General features: G+C 69.9%; 17 protein-coding genes. 10 read left to right on the forward strand and 7 right to left on the reverse strand.

Annotation, left to right across the window (positions count from 1 at the left end; translation table 11 throughout):
• The first annotated feature begins 27 nt into the window (after positions 1-27).
• Entirely contained in the window at positions 28-807 is a 780-nt protein-coding gene (gene pstB, locus EV190_RS01225; protein WP_133739535.1) for a phosphate ABC transporter ATP-binding protein PstB, read from the forward strand.
• Between the two features lie 70 nt (positions 808-877).
• On the opposite strand, the gene EV190_RS01230 is transcribed toward pstB, so the two are convergent.
• Together EV190_RS01230 and EV190_RS01235 are read right to left on the reverse strand one after the other, a co-directional pair.
• Complete coding sequence (locus EV190_RS01230; protein WP_133739536.1) at positions 878-1879, reverse strand: inorganic phosphate transporter; 1002 nt, start codon at positions 1877-1879, stop codon at positions 878-880.
• A gap of 30 nt (positions 1880-1909) precedes the next feature.
• Positions 1910-2527, reverse strand: a complete 618-nt coding sequence (locus EV190_RS01235; protein WP_133739537.1) for a DUF47 domain-containing protein — start codon at positions 2525-2527, stop codon at positions 1910-1912.
• A 636-nt stretch (positions 2528-3163) separates the two neighbouring features.
• Between EV190_RS01235 and EV190_RS01240 the strand changes: the two genes are divergently transcribed.
• From EV190_RS01240 to purM, 3 genes are all read left to right on the forward strand, one after another.
• Positions 3164-3664, forward strand: coding sequence for a sterol carrier family protein (locus EV190_RS01240; protein WP_133739538.1), 501 nt, complete (start codon positions 3164-3166; stop codon positions 3662-3664).
• 10 nt (positions 3665-3674) lie between these two features.
• Positions 3675-5150 (forward strand): amidophosphoribosyltransferase, encoded by a 1476-nt coding sequence (gene purF, locus EV190_RS01245; protein WP_133739539.1) that lies wholly within the window; start codon positions 3675-3677, stop codon positions 5148-5150.
• 79 nt (positions 5151-5229) lie between these two features.
• Entirely contained in the window at positions 5230-6285 is a 1056-nt protein-coding gene (gene purM / locus EV190_RS01250; protein ID WP_133739540.1) for a phosphoribosylformylglycinamidine cyclo-ligase, read from the forward strand.
• A gap of 199 nt (positions 6286-6484) precedes the next feature.
• On the opposite strand, the gene EV190_RS01255 is transcribed toward purM, so the two are convergent.
• On the reverse strand, positions 6485-6748 hold the full coding sequence (locus tag EV190_RS01255; protein ID WP_133739541.1) for a DUF3073 family protein: 264 nt from the start codon (positions 6746-6748) through the stop codon (positions 6485-6487).
• Between the two features lie 510 nt (positions 6749-7258).
• Between EV190_RS01255 and EV190_RS01260 the strand changes: the two genes are divergently transcribed.
• Both EV190_RS01260 and bldC read left to right on the forward strand, forming a co-directional pair.
• Positions 7259-8194: a hypothetical protein gene (locus EV190_RS01260; RefSeq protein ID WP_133739542.1), complete on the forward strand. Its 936-nt coding sequence runs from the start codon at positions 7259-7261 to the stop codon at positions 8192-8194.
• A gap of 655 nt (positions 8195-8849) precedes the next feature.
• Positions 8850-9053 carry a developmental transcriptional regulator BldC gene (bldC, locus tag EV190_RS01265; protein ID WP_011293174.1) on the forward strand — a complete coding sequence of 68 codons (204 nt, stop codon included), beginning with the start codon at positions 8850-8852 and terminating at the stop codon, positions 9051-9053.
• A 125-nt stretch (positions 9054-9178) separates the two neighbouring features.
• Here the strand turns inward: bldC and EV190_RS01270 are convergent, their stop codons facing one another.
• On the reverse strand, positions 9179-9541 hold the full coding sequence (locus EV190_RS01270; RefSeq protein ID WP_133739543.1) for a YkvA family protein: 363 nt from the start codon (positions 9539-9541) through the stop codon (positions 9179-9181).
• A gap of 283 nt (positions 9542-9824) precedes the next feature.
• Here EV190_RS01270 and EV190_RS01275 point away from each other — a divergent pair, with 283 nt between their 5' ends.
• Together EV190_RS01275 and EV190_RS01280 are read left to right on the forward strand one after the other, a co-directional pair.
• Positions 9825-10637, forward strand: a complete 813-nt coding sequence (locus EV190_RS01275) for an N-acetylmuramoyl-L-alanine amidase (RefSeq protein WP_394345476.1) — start codon at positions 9825-9827, stop codon at positions 10635-10637.
• A 190-nt stretch (positions 10638-10827) separates the two neighbouring features.
• Positions 10828-11457 (forward strand): DivIVA domain-containing protein, encoded by a 630-nt coding sequence (locus tag EV190_RS01280; protein WP_133739545.1) that lies wholly within the window; start codon positions 10828-10830, stop codon positions 11455-11457.
• Here the strand turns inward: EV190_RS01280 and EV190_RS01285 are convergent.
• The gene (locus tag EV190_RS01285) at positions 11454-12056 is read right to left on the reverse strand and encodes a TetR/AcrR family transcriptional regulator (protein ID WP_133739546.1); all 603 of its coding nucleotides are present in this window, start codon (positions 12054-12056) and stop codon (positions 11454-11456) included. The two genes, EV190_RS01280 and EV190_RS01285, sit on opposite strands and share 4 nt — an antisense overlap.
• Before the next feature lie 227 nt (positions 12057-12283).
• Here EV190_RS01285 and EV190_RS01290 point away from each other — a divergent pair, with 227 nt between their 5' ends.
• The gene (locus EV190_RS01290) at positions 12284-12541 is read left to right on the forward strand and encodes a DUF6504 family protein (protein ID WP_133739547.1); all 258 of its coding nucleotides are present in this window, start codon (positions 12284-12286) and stop codon (positions 12539-12541) included.
• Positions 12542-12620: 79 nt separating this feature from the next.
• On the opposite strand, the gene EV190_RS01295 is transcribed toward EV190_RS01290, so the two are convergent.
• Entirely contained in the window at positions 12621-13247 is a 627-nt protein-coding gene (locus EV190_RS01295) for a YigZ family protein (RefSeq protein ID WP_133739548.1), read from the reverse strand.
• A gap of 353 nt (positions 13248-13600) precedes the next feature.
• On the opposite strand from EV190_RS01295, the gene EV190_RS23615 reads away from it, so the two are divergent.
• Positions 13601-14341, forward strand: a complete 741-nt coding sequence (locus tag EV190_RS23615; RefSeq protein ID WP_208112980.1) for a hypothetical protein — start codon at positions 13601-13603, stop codon at positions 14339-14341.
• Between the two features lie 82 nt (positions 14342-14423).
• Here the strand turns inward: EV190_RS23615 and dctA are convergent, their stop codons facing one another.
• Positions 14424-15875: a C4-dicarboxylate transporter DctA gene (dctA, locus tag EV190_RS01305; protein ID WP_208112981.1), complete on the reverse strand. Its 1452-nt coding sequence runs from the start codon at positions 15873-15875 to the stop codon at positions 14424-14426.
• Between the last annotated feature and the right edge of the window lie 116 nt (positions 15876-15991).

The raw sequence follows: 15991 nt of genomic DNA on the forward strand, positions 1-15991 counted from the left end.
CCACGAAACACGGTCTTAGGAAACACAGTGGCCAAACGAATCGACGTCTCCGGACTGCACGTCTACTACGGCGACTTCCTCGCCGTGGAGGACGTCTCGATGACCATCGAGCCCCGATCGGTGACCGCCTTCATCGGCTCCTCGGGCTGCGGCAAGTCGACCTTCCTGCGCACCCTCAACCGCATGCACGAGGTGACCCCCGGCGCCCGCGTCCAGGGCAAGGTCCTGCTCGACGACCAGGACGTCTACGGCTCCGAGGTGGACCCGGTGGCGGTGCGCCGCGAGGTCGGCATGGTGTTCCAGCGGCCCAACCCGTTCCCGACCATGTCGATCTACGACAACGTCATCGCGGGCGCGAAGCTGAACAACCAGCGACTGAACAAGTCCGCGGCCGACGACCTGGTGGAGCGCTCGCTGCGCGGCGCGAACCTCTGGGAGGAGGTCAAGGACCGCCTCGGCCGCCCCGGCGCGGGCCTGTCCGGCGGCCAGCAGCAGCGCCTGTGCATCGCGCGCGCCATCGCCGTGGAGCCCAGCGTCCTGCTCATGGACGAGCCCTGCTCGGCCCTGGACCCCATCTCCACGCTGGCGATCGAGGACCTGATCTCCGAGCTGAAGGAGAACTACACGATCGTCATCGTCACGCACAACATGCAGCAGGCCGCCCGGGTCAGCGACGTGACCGCGTTCTTCAACCTCGCGGGCACCGGCAAGCCGGGCAAGCTCATCGAGATGGGCGAGACGAACAAGATCTTCACCAAGCCGGAGAAGAAGGAGACCGAGAACTACATCACCGGCCGCTTCGGATAGGCCGGGGCCTCCTCGCAACGGAGGCGGCGGCGGGCGACGGCCCGCCGCCGCCTCCGGCGTTTCCGGGGACTCACAGGCCCAGCAGGACCGCCAGGCCGTAGACGCCGGCGCCGATGAGCGCCGTGGCGGGAACGGTGCAGAGCCAGACCAGGACGATGTCCCAGGCCACCCCCCAGCGCACCGCCGACAGCCTCCGGGTGGCGCCCACTCCCACGATCGCCGAGGTGGTCGTGTGGGTGCTGGAGATCGGCACCTGCCAGATGAACGAGGTCGCCCCCGTGATGACCGAGACGGTGAGCTCGACGGCGAAGCCCTTGGGCGGGTCGAGCTGGATCACCCGGTGGCCCAGGGTGCGCATGATCCGCCAGCCCCCGGTGGCCGTGCCCAGCGACATCGCCGCCGCGGCGGACACCACCACCCACGCGGGAAGGTCGTAGTCGCTCTGGTAGCCGGTGGTGACCAGGGCCAGGACGACGACGCCCATCGTCTTCTGCGCGTCCTGGAGCCCGTTGCCGAGCGACATCGCGGCCGCCGAGACGCTCTGGGCGAGCTTGAACCGGCGGCCCGCCGAGCGCGGGTTGGCGTTGCGGAAGACCCACATGATCGTCAGCATGACGAGGTAGCCGAGCAGGCCGCCGACCAGCGGGGACAGCGCCATGGGGAGCAGGAAGCTGGTCCCCACGCCGCCCCATTCGATGGTCGCCGCCGAGGCCAGCCCCGCGCCCAGCAGACCGCCGACGAGCGCGTGCGAGGCGGACGAGGGCATGCCCCGGTACCAGGTGAGGAGGTTCCAGGCGACGGCGCCGCACAACGCGGCGAACAGCACCACGAGCCCGTCGTGGCCGCCGGGCGGGGTGATGATGTTCTGCCCGATGGTGCGGGCCACCCCCTCGCCGAGGAAGGCGCCCAGGAGGTTCATCAGGGTCGCCAGGGCGACCGCGGCCCGGGGCGTGAGCGCCCGGGTCGAGATCGAGGTGGCGATCGTGTGGGCGGCGTCGTGGAAGCCGTTGGTGAACGCGAATACCAGCGCCGCTGCCACGACAGCGAGCAGGGCCGGTTCTAAGGGAGGCACGATAGCTCTTCGAGTCGGCGGGGCCGCGGCTCAGGATTCCTTGACCGCGATGCTCTCGACGGTGTTGGCCACGTGCTCGAAGGCGTCCGCGGCGGTCTCCAGCTCCTCGATGACGTCCTTGAGTTTGAGCACGGTCAACGCGTCGTACTCCCCACTGAACAGGTGCGCCAGAAGGCGCCGGTAGATCTGGTCCGCCTGGTTCTCCAGCCGGTTGATCTCGATCCAGTAACCGGTCAGGTCCTTCAGGGAGCGCAGTCTCGGCATGGCCTCGGCGGTCAGCTCCGCCGCGCGCTCCAGTACCTCGACCTGGTCGATGATGCCCTTCGGCAGGCGGTCCAACCTGTACAGCCCGATGAGGTCCACCGCGGCGTCCATGGAGTCCATGACGTCGTCAAGACAGGAGGCCAGCCGGTAGATGTCCTCCCGGTCGAACGGGGTGACGAAGCTCTCGTTGAGCCGGCGCATGATCGCGTGGGTGCGCTCGTCCCCCGTCTGCTCGCAGGCCCGCATCTTCTCGGTGATGGCTTCTCTGTCGGCGTCTTCACTGATGAGTTCCACCAGCAGCCGTGAGGCTATGACCAGGTTGTTCGCGGAGTCCGCGAACATCTCGTAGTAGCTGTCATCGCGTGGAGTCAGGCGAAGACGCACATCTTTCTCCCGTGGAATGCGGTAAGGCTCGTTGTCCGTCTGGGCTGTTCGGACCCTGGTCCCGCGGAAGGCCCCTCCCTTTTGGGCGCGACCGCGCCGCACCCCCCTCCATCGACGCGGGGTGCGTCACTCGATGTTCATCTTTGACCACCCCGGCAAACCGCCGAATGCCGACGTAGTGGAGCAATCATCCTAACCTTCCCCCCTCGCCGTGCGAGGTGGGACGGGAGGATCGGCCGGTCGGCCGCTCTTCGGAGGCGGTGTGCGTGAACGGAACCCGAATCAGCGAGGAACACCCGACTGCGGACGGTCCGCCACCCCTGCTCCATCGTTCCGACATGCAGACTTAACTTACTATCCACTCCCGGTTTCCCCAATGACCAAAATCGGGGGGTTCCCGTCACCGTCCGGCCTCCCTCCCGCGGGCCGATCGTTTCAAGATCGTGATGCCCCCGGCTCGTCGCCGCCTCCCCTGCCGGCCCCGCCCGGGACCGGACGACCGAGGTTCTCAGACGCCGCGTCGCGCCGGGGCGGCCGGGTGGGCCCTACCGCTCCGGAGGCGATCCGGAGGGGTCCCGGCCGAGGACGGTCCGGGAAGCCCGCGCGACCGACGAAAAGCTCAGTAGGGTCGACGGTGTGCCATCCAAGCCCACTGCGGCGCAGCGTCGGTACGCGGCGCTGCGTTCCGCGCTCGACGACCAGCTCGCCGCGCTCGGCGAGGCCCCCCACTCCGGACCGGACCGGCCCGCCCCGGTCCTGGAGGCCTGCGCCCGCGCGGTGCTGCTCGCCCGGGAGCGGGGCCGCGAACCGCAGCGGGCCGCCCTCAAGGCCGTGGTCCGCGGCAGCCTCGCCGAACTCGCCGAACGCTTCCCCGGGCACGCCCTGGAGGTCCGCGTCCCTCCGTACGGGGCCGTGCAGTGCCTGGAGGGCCCGAGGCACACCCGGGGCACACCGCCGGGCGTGGTGGAGACCGACCCGCTGACCTGGACCGCCCTGGCCGCGGGGGAGCTCGGCTGGGCCGAGGCCGCGGACACGCACCGCGTCTCGGCCAGCGGGGTCCGCGCCGACCTGTCTCCGCTGCTGCCGCTGTGGCCGCCCGGTCCCCCGCGTGACCCGGGCCCCGGGAACAGCCGATAAGCTGGATCACGTGTCGCAATCCGACGGCCGGCTCAGCATGGACATCGATCCCCTGGAACGCGGACCGCAGGACGCCTGCGGAGTGTTCGGGGTCTGGGCTCCCGGCGAAGAAGTCAGCAAGCTCACCTACTTCGGCCTCTACGCTTTGCAGCACCGCGGTCAGGAGTCCGCGGGCATCGCCCTCAGTGACGGCGAACGCATCGTCGTATACAAGGACATGGGACTCGTCTCCCAGGTATTCAACGAGGCGACCCTCGAATCCCTCAAGGGGCATCTGGCCATCGGCCACTGCCGCTACTCCACCACCGGGTCCCCGGTGTGGGAGAACGCACAACCGACCTTCTACAGCGCGCGTGAGGGCGGCCTGGCCCTGGGCCACAACGGCAACCTCATCAACACGCCCGAGCTCGCGGCGATGCTCCCCTCGGACCAGCTGTCGGCGACCACGGACACCGAGGTCCTGACCAGCCTGCTGGCCGTCAATCCGGACCGCACCACCGAGGAAGCCGCCATGGAGCTGCTTCCCCTGGTCAAGGGCGCTTTCTCGCTCGTTTTCATGGACGAGGACACGCTGTACGCCGCCCGCGACCCGCAGGGCATCCGCCCGCTGGTGCTGGGTCGGCTGGACAGCGGGTGGGTGGTCGCCAGCGAGACCGCCGCCCTGGACATCGTCGGCGCCACCGTGGTGCGCGAGGTCGAGCCCGGCGAGCTTCTCGTCATCAACGCCGACGGCGTGTCCTCCCGGCGGTTCGCTCCCGCGGAGCCCAAGGGCTGCCTGTTCGAGTACGTCTACCTGGCCCGTCCCGACACCACCATCGCCGGGCGCAACGTCAACAGCACCCGCGTCGAGGTGGGGCGCCGCCTGGCCAAGGAGCACCCGGCCGAGGCCGACATCGTCATCCCGGTCCCCGAGTCCGGCACGCCCGCCGCGGTCGGCTACGCCGAGGGCAGCGGGATCCCGTTCGCCCAGGGGCTCGTCAAGAACTCCTACGTGGGCCGCACCTTCATCCAGCCCAGCCAGACCCTGCGCCAGCTCGGCATCCGGCTCAAGCTGAACCCGCTGCGCGAGGTCATCGCGGGCAAGCGGCTGGTCGTCGTGGACGACTCGATCGTGCGCGGTAACACCCAGCGCGCGCTGGTGCGGATGCTGCGCGAGGCCGGCGCCGCCGAGGTGCACGTGCGCATCTCCAGTCCGCCGGTCATGTGGCCCTGCTACTACGGCATCGACTTCGCCACGAAGGCCGAGCTGATCGCGGGCAACCTCTCCACCGAGGAGATCCGCCGGTCCATCGACGCCGACTCCCTCGCCTTCATCACCCTGGACGAGTTGGTCTCGGCCACCGAGGTGCGCAAGGACCGGCTCTGCCGGGCCTGCTTCGACGGCGTCTACCCGGTCGAGGTGGACGAGGACTCCCGCGGAAAGTACCTGCTGGAGAAGTCCTGCGGCACGCCCAGAAGCGTGTCGCTGCCCACGTCCGCGCAGTAAGTCCTCGCGCTCCCGGTCCGGTCGCGGAACGGCCGGACCGCAGTCGGATCGCGGTTCCACCACAGAAGAGGTTTTTCGCGTGTCAGAGGGTGCCACTACCACCCCGGCGTACGCCGCCGCAGGTGTCGACATCGCCGCCGGCGAGCGTGCGGTCGAGTTGATGAAGAAGCACGTGGCGCGTACTCGCAGGCCCGAGCTCGTCACCGACGCCAGCGGGTTCGCCGGGCTGTTCCGGCTCGACCCCGCCAAGTACACCGCCCCGGTGCTGGCCACCTCCACCGACGGGGTGGGCACCAAGGTGCTGCTCGCCCAGGCCATGGGCCGGCACGACACGATCGGCATCGACCTGGTCGGGATGGTCGTGGACGACCTCGTGGTCAGCGGCGCCGAGCCGCTGTTCATGACCGACTACATCGCCTGCGGCTCGGTCGTGCCCGAGCGCATCGCCGAGATCGTGGGCGGGATCGCCGAGGGCTGCCACCAGGCGGGATGCGCGCTGATCGGCGGCGAGACCGCCGAGCACCCCGGAGCCATGGGCCCGGACGAGTACGACCTGGCGGGCGCGGGCACCGGCATCGTCGAGGCCGACGCGATCCTGGGGCCCGACCGGGTCCGGCCGGGCGACACGGTCATCGCGATGGCCTCGTCCGGACCGCACTCCAACGGCTACTCGCTGATCCGGCACATCGTCGACCGGGCCGGGCTGGACCTGGCCGCGGAGGTGCCCGAACTGGGCGGCGTCCTCGGGGAGGTCCTGCTCACCCCGACCAAGGTGTACGCCAAGGACTGCCTGGCACTCGTCGAGGCGGCCGAGGTGCACGCGTTCTCGCACGTCACCGGTGGCGGACTCGCCTCGAACCTGGCCAGGTCCCTCCCGGACTCGGTGGACGCCCTCCTGGACCGCGCCACCTGGCGGCCCGACCCCGTCTTCGGGTACCTGGCCGCGCGGGGCGGGATCTCGCGCGAGGACATGGAGGCCACGTTCAACATGGGCGTGGGCATGGTCGCGATCGTCGCCGCGGACTCCGCCGAGCGCGCGCTCTCCACGCTGGCCGAACGGAACGTGCGGGCCTGGACCATGGGAACGGTCACACCGGGGACGGGACGGGCCGTCCTCGAGGGGGACCACCAGTAGGCGGACATGCGAAACCGGGGCCTCTCAGTGAGAGAGCCCCGGGTTTCGACGCCCCGTTTCGGGGTTCCCTGTCGTTCGCCTTCGGGCACGAAACCGTCCGTCCGGTCCACTGGCGTGGGCCGCAAGGAGCGTGTCCGTGTTCGCCGACGAACCCGGTTGAGCGGATTTATGCAGCTTGTCGACGGTAAAGCTCGATAGATCAGCGGCGGTCCGAATCGGATCCGTCCCCCGCGGACTTGTCACCACCCGCGTACTTGTCTGCGTAGTCCGCGTAACGGTCGACCAGGTCGTCGTAAGGGTCTTCGTATGGGTCGTCCGGTGGCCCCGAAGGCTCCGTCACCGACACATCTTCCTCAGCGACACCCAGCTCTGACCGAAGCCGATCCAGATCAGTACCACCGGCGCTGTACTTCAACCGCCGGGCGACCTTCTGCTGCTTGGCCTTGGCTCGGCCGCGCCCCATTGGCTCGACCCCCTCAACGATTGGGTTCTCACAAACCCCAGTTCACTAGCAAAAACCGCAATGCCGGGCTGGCGGCCGTCACCGCACTGACGACGAACGCCAGCTTACGTACGGATACAACCGTACCCGGTTCAGAGCCGACCTGCCTACGCCGCCCGTCCCTAACCCGGGCGTGCCTCACCACATCGACGCGGACACCGACAACCTCCGGCGTCCCTCTCGACGGCCCGGCCCACCCCTGCGCACCCGCGCCCGTCTCCCGTCACGAGGCGCACGTCGCAGCCCCGTGACGCTCGTTCCGGCGAGTGCCACGCACACGCTACCGCCTCCTCCGCGCTCTCCCACCCCCGGCGTGCCCTGGGACGGGTCCCGGGGCACGCGCCCCCGAGCGGAACCCTCCACCGCCCGGATGCGGAGCGTCACGGCCCGGGGCGGGCGGAGTGTCCTCCCGGTTCCGGCCGATCGCGCGGAACCCTCCGCACCGCGCCGGTTCTGTGCCACCATGCGAACGTGTTCCCCTACACGGCCTATCTCCGCCTGTACCAGCCGCTCGTGGCGTTCTCCAGCCGGGAGCGGGAGCACTGGAGGGCCTACGCGAACTCACCGCACCGTCCCCGGCGGGTCGACGCGATGGCGGTCGAGCACGCCGAGAGCCTCGCCCGGCTGACCGCCGACCCGCCGGTCGTGGTTCCCCCGGGTGAGAGCCGCGACGCCTACGTGCGGCGCGTCGGCGACGAGCTGTTCGTCTGCCCCTGGCAGTCCCGGCTGCGCTCCTGGATCGCCTTCACGGCGTTCCGCGCCTCGACGTCCGAGCAGGTGAGCAGGGCGTTCGTCCCCGAACCGGTCGCGAGGGAGACGGAGCGCGACTTCGAGCGCTGGCGCCGGCGCACCGGACCGGCCCAGCCGCAGATCCTGACGAGCACCTGGGAGGTGCCGCCGGCCTGGTTCGTGCCGTTCGACACGAGTGAGCGCTGCCTCGTGCTGGGACCGAGCCGGAACGCCACCCGCGGCGAGACCGATTCCCGGTTCTCCGCCCACCTGGGCGGTGCCGGGCTGCCGGGCGAGGCGGCGCTCCCCCCGCCCGAGCACGCCCAGCCCCGCGCCCTGCTGTACGTCGCCGGGATGTCCGACGTGCGCGCGCGCCTGGAACGCGCCGTACGGCTGCTGAGCGGGGTCTCCGCGGCCCATTCCTCGATCCTGTACAACGTGGAGCGGCTGGAGGACTGGGCGGGCTCCCTGGCCCATCCCCGCGCGCTCCTGGAGCTCGACTACGGCGGCCTGGTGCACCTGCTGGACGACGACGCGCTGCGCGCGGACCACTCGGTGGCCGAGACCTCCGCCGTGCTCACCGGCCTGGAGGCGGACCGCCCGGAGGTCGTCAAGGCGATGCGCGCGCGCCTGCGGCGGCGCTGGGACGCGGTGCGCGCGCTCCGACACGCCAACTGACGGCCCGCGCGCCGGCCCTGTCGGGTACCCGGCGGGGAACCTGGTCTACCAGGTTTCTTCGGATGTGTTTCCGGTTTTCGCACGGGTAGGGACGGGATAGGTCCGGACGAGCTACACAGTTGACATCAACTTTGCCGAAATTGGGCATACCATCCGATAGATATCGACATAGACTGTGTTGAGACTGTTACAGAGTGCACTCTGCGTAACCAAGAAACCCGCGCCACGAAGCGGATCCGCGTGGCGCACAAGAGTCGCCGACCCTGGTCGGCGCCAATAACGACCGCTCCGGCCGTGCCGCCGAAAACAGCTGGTGGACGGACCGACGCCGCAACCCTCCCCCGGGTGGGACCCCGTTTGAGTCCGCGTCGCCCTAACACTTTCGGCCCGCCGGATCGAGAAAAACAGGGCCGGAGAACGAAGTTTTGACCGAATACGCCACATGCCACTAAACGTGTCGCTAGAATCACTCAGCGTGACCCGTCGCATGTGCGACTTTGGAGCTCCCATCCAACAAAGTCGCGTTAAGTGGTCGCGCAATCACCTCGGGTGATGCCAATATATAGACCTAAGGGCAATATTGGACATCCGGGCCAAGTGCCAGGATTGAAGTCTCAAGGATCGGCACACAGATCCAGGAGGAGAGGCCGTACACATGTCAACTCGCACGCCCGAGGCGGAGCCCCTGTTGACCCCTGCCGAGGTCGCCACCATGTTCCGCGTGGACCCCAAGACCGTCACGCGCTGGGCGAAGGCCGGCAAGCTGACCTCGATTCGGACGCTGGGTGGCCACCGCCGTTACCGTGAGACCGAAGTCCGCGCGCTCCTGGCCGGTATCCCCAGCCAGCGCAGCGAGTAGCCTCCCTCGACCCGCTCCTAGTCCGGCGGGATAACGGGGGGCCGTCCGACACATGAAGGCGGGGCGCCCGAACAGGCGGCCCGCCTTCGGCGTGCGGTGCGTTCCGGAAGGCGCCCCTCCGGAGGTCAGGACACCACGTGCCCCTCGACGTAGTCGGTGCCGACGCGCTCCCAGTCGATGAAGCGCTCGGTCTCGCCCATCAGCGCGGCGGTCAGCCAGACCGCCACGCCCACGTCGTCGGCGACGCCCAGGAACGGGACGAAGAGCTCGGGGACGAAGTCGACGGGGGACGCGATGTAGGCCAGCGCCACCACGAACAGCGCGATCCGGGACCCGGACAGTTCCTGGTAGTGGCCGCGGAACCGGGCCCCGAACATGCGCGGGAGGGCCTTGACCCGGGCCAGGACGGACGGCTTGCCCTCCTGGGTGCTCTCGTGGACCATCTGCCAGGCGGCGGCGCCGGCAGCGGCGCGGTTGGACTTGCGCATTCGCTTCACCTCGACACTGATCGGTGCGCTCGGGAACGCTCCGAGTGCTTCTTGCGATATGACGCGTTCCCCGACGTTTCTGTTCCCACCGACCGCGCGGTTATTCGGGAAGGCCGTGAGATCCTCCTCCCGCGTTCCACCGGAGGCGCGTTCCGAGGCGGATGTGACGTAGGTTGTTACGCGGACCGTTTCCGGCCGTTCCGTCCCGAACACCGTCAGCCTGGGGGGAAGCATTCCCAGTCACCGCCCGTCCAGGCCTCGCGGCCCCGTCCGCCCGCTCGCGGTGGCGGCCGGACTGCTTCTGGCGACCTCGTGCGGGGTCGCGCTTCCCGGCGAGCCCCGCCCCGAACCCGGGGCCACCGCGACGCTGCCCGGCCCCGGCGGGGGCACCGCCCCGGACGGCGGATCCGCCGCGCCCTCCGTCGCGGACCTGCCGCTGGCCGGCAGGGTCGTGCTCATCGATCCCGGCCACAACGGCGGCAACGTCGACGCGTCGGACGAGATCAACCGGCAGGTGCCCGCGGGGCCCGAGACGAAGGCCTGCGACACGGTGGGCGCCTCGACCGACGACGGCTATCCCGAGCACGAGTTCAACTGGGACCTGTCGCTGCGGGTGCGCGACTACCTGACGGCGGAGGGCGCCGAGGTGGTGCTGACCCGCGAGGACGACGAGAGCGTCGGGCCCTGCGTGAACGAGCGCGCCGAGATCGGCAACGAGGCGGACGCGGACGCGGCGGTCTCCATCCACGCCGACGGCGCCTCGGCGGGCGTCCGGGGCTTCCACGTGATCGCGCCGGGCGAGGTGACCGGTTTCACCGAGCCCATCCTGGAATCCTCCTACCTCCTGGCCGAGGACCTGCGGGACGAGTTCCACGAGGTGACCGGCCAGCCGTACTCCGACTACCTGGGCGAGGAGGGCATCGACGTGCGCACCGACCTGGGCGGCCTGAACATGTCCACCGTCCCGAAGGTCTTCCTCGAGGTCGGGAACATGCGCAACCCCTCCGACGCGGAGAACCTGACCGACCCGGAGTGGCGCGACCTGGCCGCCGAGGGCATCGCCGCGGGCCTGTCCCGCTATCTGGAACGGGACTGAACCGGAGGCGGCCGGCGGCGCGCGCCCGCGCCGCCATCGCTTCGTGAACGCCGCGCACCCATCGGAGGCCCGCTCCGGCCCCCGATGATCCGGACGCGCACCGCCTCGCCACCCGCCGCGGACGCTCCCGGAACACGCCCCACGACCTGCCAGTGTGGTGCCGGTCACCTTCGATCGGCACAATGTTGCCATGCCACTGACGGCCAGTGATGTCCACAACAAGCGGTTCAACACCTCCCGCCTTCGCCCCGGCTACGTCCAGGAGGACGTGGACGCCCTGCTGCGCAGGGTCGAAAGCACACTCTCGGCGCTCGAGCAGGGCGCGCGCCCCGGGGGGCTCATCACCGCCTCCGACGTGATGGGGTCGCACTTCCGGACGACCATGGTGCGTCCCGGCTACGACGAGGAGGAGGTCGACACCTTCCTCGACGAGGTCGCCGAGGCCCTGCGCGCGCGGGGCCTGTACGCGTCGGAGGCGCGGACCGGAAAGCACAGCCCCGAGTACTTCCGGCAGAACGCGCCCCCCGAACCGGCCCCCTCCCCCGGGATGCGTCCCGAGGACGTCCGGGACAAGGGCTTCACCACCACCCGGCTGCGCGCGGGCTACGCCGAGGAGGAGGTCGACGAATTCCTGGACCGGGCCGAGGCCACCATCGCGGCCCTGGTCTCCGGGAACCGGGAGGAAGCCTCCCTGACCGCCTCGGAGGTGCGCGCCGTCCAGTTCTCCGGCACCCGCCTGCGCACGGGCTACGCCGAGGAGGAGGTGGACGACTTCCTCGACGAACTGGCCGACGAACTGGAGCGCTACGGGCTCTCCTAGGGCGTGCGCAGACTGGCCAGCAGCAGGTCGGCGTAGTAGGCGCCGACCTGGGCACCGGACAGCTCCCCCTCCGCGCGGTACCACATGCCCAGGTGGTGGACGGCACCGAAGTACTGGTTGACGACGATGTCGGCCGGGACCCCGTCCTGGAAGGCGCCCTCGCGCACTCCCTCCTCGATCAGCGAGCGGAAGAGCTCGTGGTACCTGCGGCGCTCCTTGCGCACCTCGCTCTGGCGGCCGGGGGAGAGCATGTGCAGCGAGCGGAAGAAGATGAGCGTGTCGTCGAGGTTCTCCACGGTGGTCATGACGACGTCCGCGGCCGCCTCGTGCAGCCGGTCGGCCACGGAGCCGCCGTTCCCGGCGATCTCGGCGAGCCGGGCCATCTGCATGGTCAGCACCCGCTCGTAGACCGCGTAGAGCAGGTCGTCCTTCGACGTGAAGTAGTGGTACATCGCGCCTTTGGTGACCCCCGCGGCCTCCACCAGTTCCTGGACCGAGGTCCGCTCGAAGCCGCGTTCGGCGAACAGGCGGGTGGCCTCCGCGAGAAGCCGATCCGGCACCGAGGGGGTGACCGTCTTCGGCTCGACCGGCTTCGTCATGTGTCCTGCCTCCAGCGTTGGCGGTGCGTCCGCGAGAGCCGCCGGGGCCGTGCGGCCCCGGTGCGAACGCTCCTAGAATAGGCCACCTGGCATACCGGTCGGTCTGTGGCGTTCGCCGCGGCACACGGGACACGCGGGCCCGGCCGGGCGACGGCTCCCCGCCGGGGATCTAGGGTGGAAGGACTCCGACGGCCCCGGTGCGAACGTTTGTTCGATAAGGTGCGCGGGTGAGTCTCTACAACGAACGGATCGACGTCCGATCGACCAACGGAGGGCACCCCGCCCTGTTCTCCTGGCGCGGCGCGGTGTACCGGGTGCGGCGCGTCATCGGCACCTGGGACGGCGGCGGCCCCGCCTCCCCCGGAACCACCGGGGTCCGGCTGGTCCGGGTCGCGGCAGAGTCCGAGCAGGGCCGGTCCAACATCGCCGACATCACCTTGGACACCGCGACGAACGACTGGACGATACGCCGCCTCTGGGACTGACCCCTCCCGCCGGTCCCGCCCTCTCCGGGGTCTCGACCGCCCTCGAGACCCCGGAGAGGGCGAGACCGGCGGGAAAACGCTAGGGCGCGATCTCGACCTCGACGGTCATGTCGTCCTGCTCCTCGCACACGGCCCGGCCTCCGGTGAGCTCGGCGACCCAGGCCCCGAACTCCGCCGGGGCGAGCCCGTCCAGTGCCACGTCCACCTGGACGTCGGCCTCGTAGCGCACGTCCAGGACCCGGTGGCGCGAGTCCCGCAGGTCGCTCTCCAGCCGTCCGGCCCACTGGTAGTCGGCGAGCACCGTGACCACCGGCAGCGAGCGCCGCTCCAGCAGCCCGACCTCGTCGACCGCGGCCGCCACCGCGTTGCCGTAGGCCCGGATCAGTCCGCCCGCCCCGAGCTTGATCCCGCCGAAGTAGCGGGTCACCACCGCGACGGTGTCCGTGATCCCGCGGTGCCGGAGGACCTCGAGCATCGGCACCCCGGCCGTCCCCGAGGGCTCCCCGTCGTCGCTGGAGCGCTGCACCCGGCCGTCCCCGCCCAGCACGTAGGCGGTGCAGTTGTGGGTGGCGTTCCAGTGCAGCCTGCGCCGCTCGGCGATGAACGCGCGCGCCGCGTCCTCGTCCGTCACCCGCGCGAGCGCGCAGAGGAACCGGGACTTCCTGATGTCGAGCTCGTGCTCGCCGTCGCGTCTGATCGTTCTCATGGCCGAACCCGATGGTACGCGCCGGTCCGCGCGGAGCCGTTCCGGCACCGCAGCGTATACACCCGCTTTCACCGTGCCACGAACCAAACAGGGCCCTATGACCCGATCCGGCCAAAAAGCCACAGAAGCGAACTTAGAACACACTCGAAGCAACAAACCTTTTCGAGTGGGGCAAAGCGGCTCCCTCTCCTCGAAACGACCACCGACGGCGAAGCCGTTCCACGGAGAAGCCGGGAGGCGAAGTGTCTGATGTCATGATCACCGGATCATCCGAACACAGACGCGCCACCACGGCCTCGCGGAGCACCCCCGTTCCGGTCTCCTCCCGCGCTTCCACGAAAGGCCCTTCCGGCATGTCCCAAGACCTCCGCACCAGAATCGCCGTCCCCCTCGCCGCAGGGCTCCTGCTCCTCGGAGCCACCGCCTGCTTCGACCAGTCGGAGCCGTCGAACACCCCCTCCGGAACCTCCTCCGGAGCCGAGGATCCCGGGGGGATCGAGGGGGGTGTCAGCGGGACCTTCGAGGGCGAGGTCTCCTACCTCGCCCCGGGCGAGCTCATCGTCAACGACCAGGCGTTCCACGTCACCGAGGACACCGAGGTCTACGCCGGGTACTACGCCTGCGTCCCCGAAGGCGAACCCGCCCTGACCAACGACGACCCCGGCTACCACGAGTGCACCCCCGAGGAGTACGAGCGCGAGATCGAACAGGGCGTGGTCAGCCTCGCCACGGTCATCGTCGAGGGCGGCGTCGCCGTCGACATCACCGAGTACTCGGCCGAGGGCCAGGACACCCCGCAGGGCGGGATCGAGGGGGGTGTCAGCGGGACCTTCAGCGGCGAGGTCATCCACCTCGCCCCGGGCGAGCTCATCGTCAACGACCAGGCGTTCTACATCAGCGAGGACACCGAGGTCTACGCCGGGTACCACGCCTGCGTCCCCGAGGGCCAGCCCGCCCTGACCGACGACGACCCCGGCTACCACGAGTGCGCCCCCGAGGAGTACGAGCGCGAGATCGAACAGGGCGTGGTCAGCCTCGCCACGGTCATCGTCGAGAACGGCGTCGCCGTCGACATCACCGAGTACAGCGACTGACGCCCCCCGGACACCGCTGACCGGCCCGTACCGAACGGGCCGGTCAGTCCTGTCTCGGGGCCCCGCCCCGGGGCCGCGGCGGTTACCGCGCCGGGACGGGCTCCTCCTCCCGGCTCTCGGCGCCGTCGTCCGCGCCCCGCTCGGGGTCCGCCCCAGCGGGCTCCGCGTCCTTCTCGGCGTCGTAGGCCATCAGGGCGTCCATGTCGATGGCGTTGGGGTTGTCCAGGACGTGGGCGAGCCGCTCGCGGTCGAGCCCGCCGGTCCACCGGGCGATCACCAGCGTCCCCACACCGTTGCCGATCAGGTTGGTGATCGCGCGCGCCTCGGACATGAAGCGGTCGATGCCCACGATGAGCGCGATGCCCGCCAGCGGGATGACGTCGCCGAACGCGGCCAGGGAGGCGGCCAGCGTGACCAGCCCCGCGCCGCTCACGCCCGCGGCGCCCTTGCTGGACAGCAGCATGAAGAGCAGCAGCCCGATCTGGGTCCAGACCGAGACGTCCGAGCCGGTGGCCTGGGCGATGAAGATCGCGCCCATGGTCAGGTAGATGGCGGTGCCGTCGAGGTTGAAGGAGTAGCCGGTCGGGATGGTGAGGCCGACCACCGACTTCCTGACGCCCGCCGCCTCCAGCTTGACCATCATGCGCGGGAGCACGGACTCGCTGGAGGAGGTGCCGAGCACGATCAGCAGCTCGTCGCGGATCAGGCGCAGGAACTTGAACAGGCTGAACCCGGTGGCCATGCTGACCAGGCCGAGGAAGAGGACGATGAACAGCACGCAGGTGGCGTAGAAGCTGAGCATGAAGTAGGCGAGGCTGGTCAGGACCTGGCCACCGTACTCGCCGATGGTGAAGGCCATGCCGCCGAACGCGCCGACCGGGGCCACGTACATGACGATCTTGATGACGCCGAACATGATGTGCGACATCGTGTCCAGGGCCCGCACGGCGGGCTCGCCGCGGCGGCCGAGCATCGTCAGCGCGCAGGCCACGAGGACCGCCAGCACCAGCACCTGGATGAGCTGGCCGTCCACGAACGCGGAGAAGAACGAGTCCGGGACGACGTGCAGGATGAAGCCGGAGACTCCCCCGCCCTCGGTGGTGGCGGCGGCGTCGATCGTCTCGGCGGCGTCGGCCTCGTCGAAGGACAGGTTCAGTCCCGTGCCCGGACGCATGATGTTCACGGTGACCAGGCCGATCGCCAGGGCGACGACGGTGGTGGCGGTGAAGTAGACCAGGGTCCGCAGGGCCAGGCCGCCCGCCTTGGCCAGGTTGCCCAGTCCGGCGATGCCGACGACGACGGTGCAGAAGATCGTGGGGGCGATGACGACCTTCACCAGCTTGATGAAGAGGTCGGCGAGCCACTTCATCTGGGAGCCCTGGGCCGGGAACAGAAGCCCCACCAGGATGCCCAGGGCGATACCGACCAGCACCCAGAAGTACAGCTGCCGGTAGACGGGCTTGCGGCGTTCTGCCTGCTCCGCGGCGCCGGACGGTCCGGTGCCAGGAGCGGCTGGGCGTTTGAAGAGCGGCACCTCGGGCCTCCTGAGGGGTGTGGTGTGCGGGGAGTCACACGACTGTCGCCGCGATGCGGTTTCACAGACAAGACACACCACCGAAACTTCAGATTCGTCTGACATTTCGCTCCGCT

The sequence above is a fragment of the Actinorugispora endophytica genome, from assembly GCF_004363075.1.
GTDB lineage: Bacteria > Actinomycetota > Actinomycetes > Streptosporangiales > Streptosporangiaceae > Actinorugispora > Actinorugispora endophytica.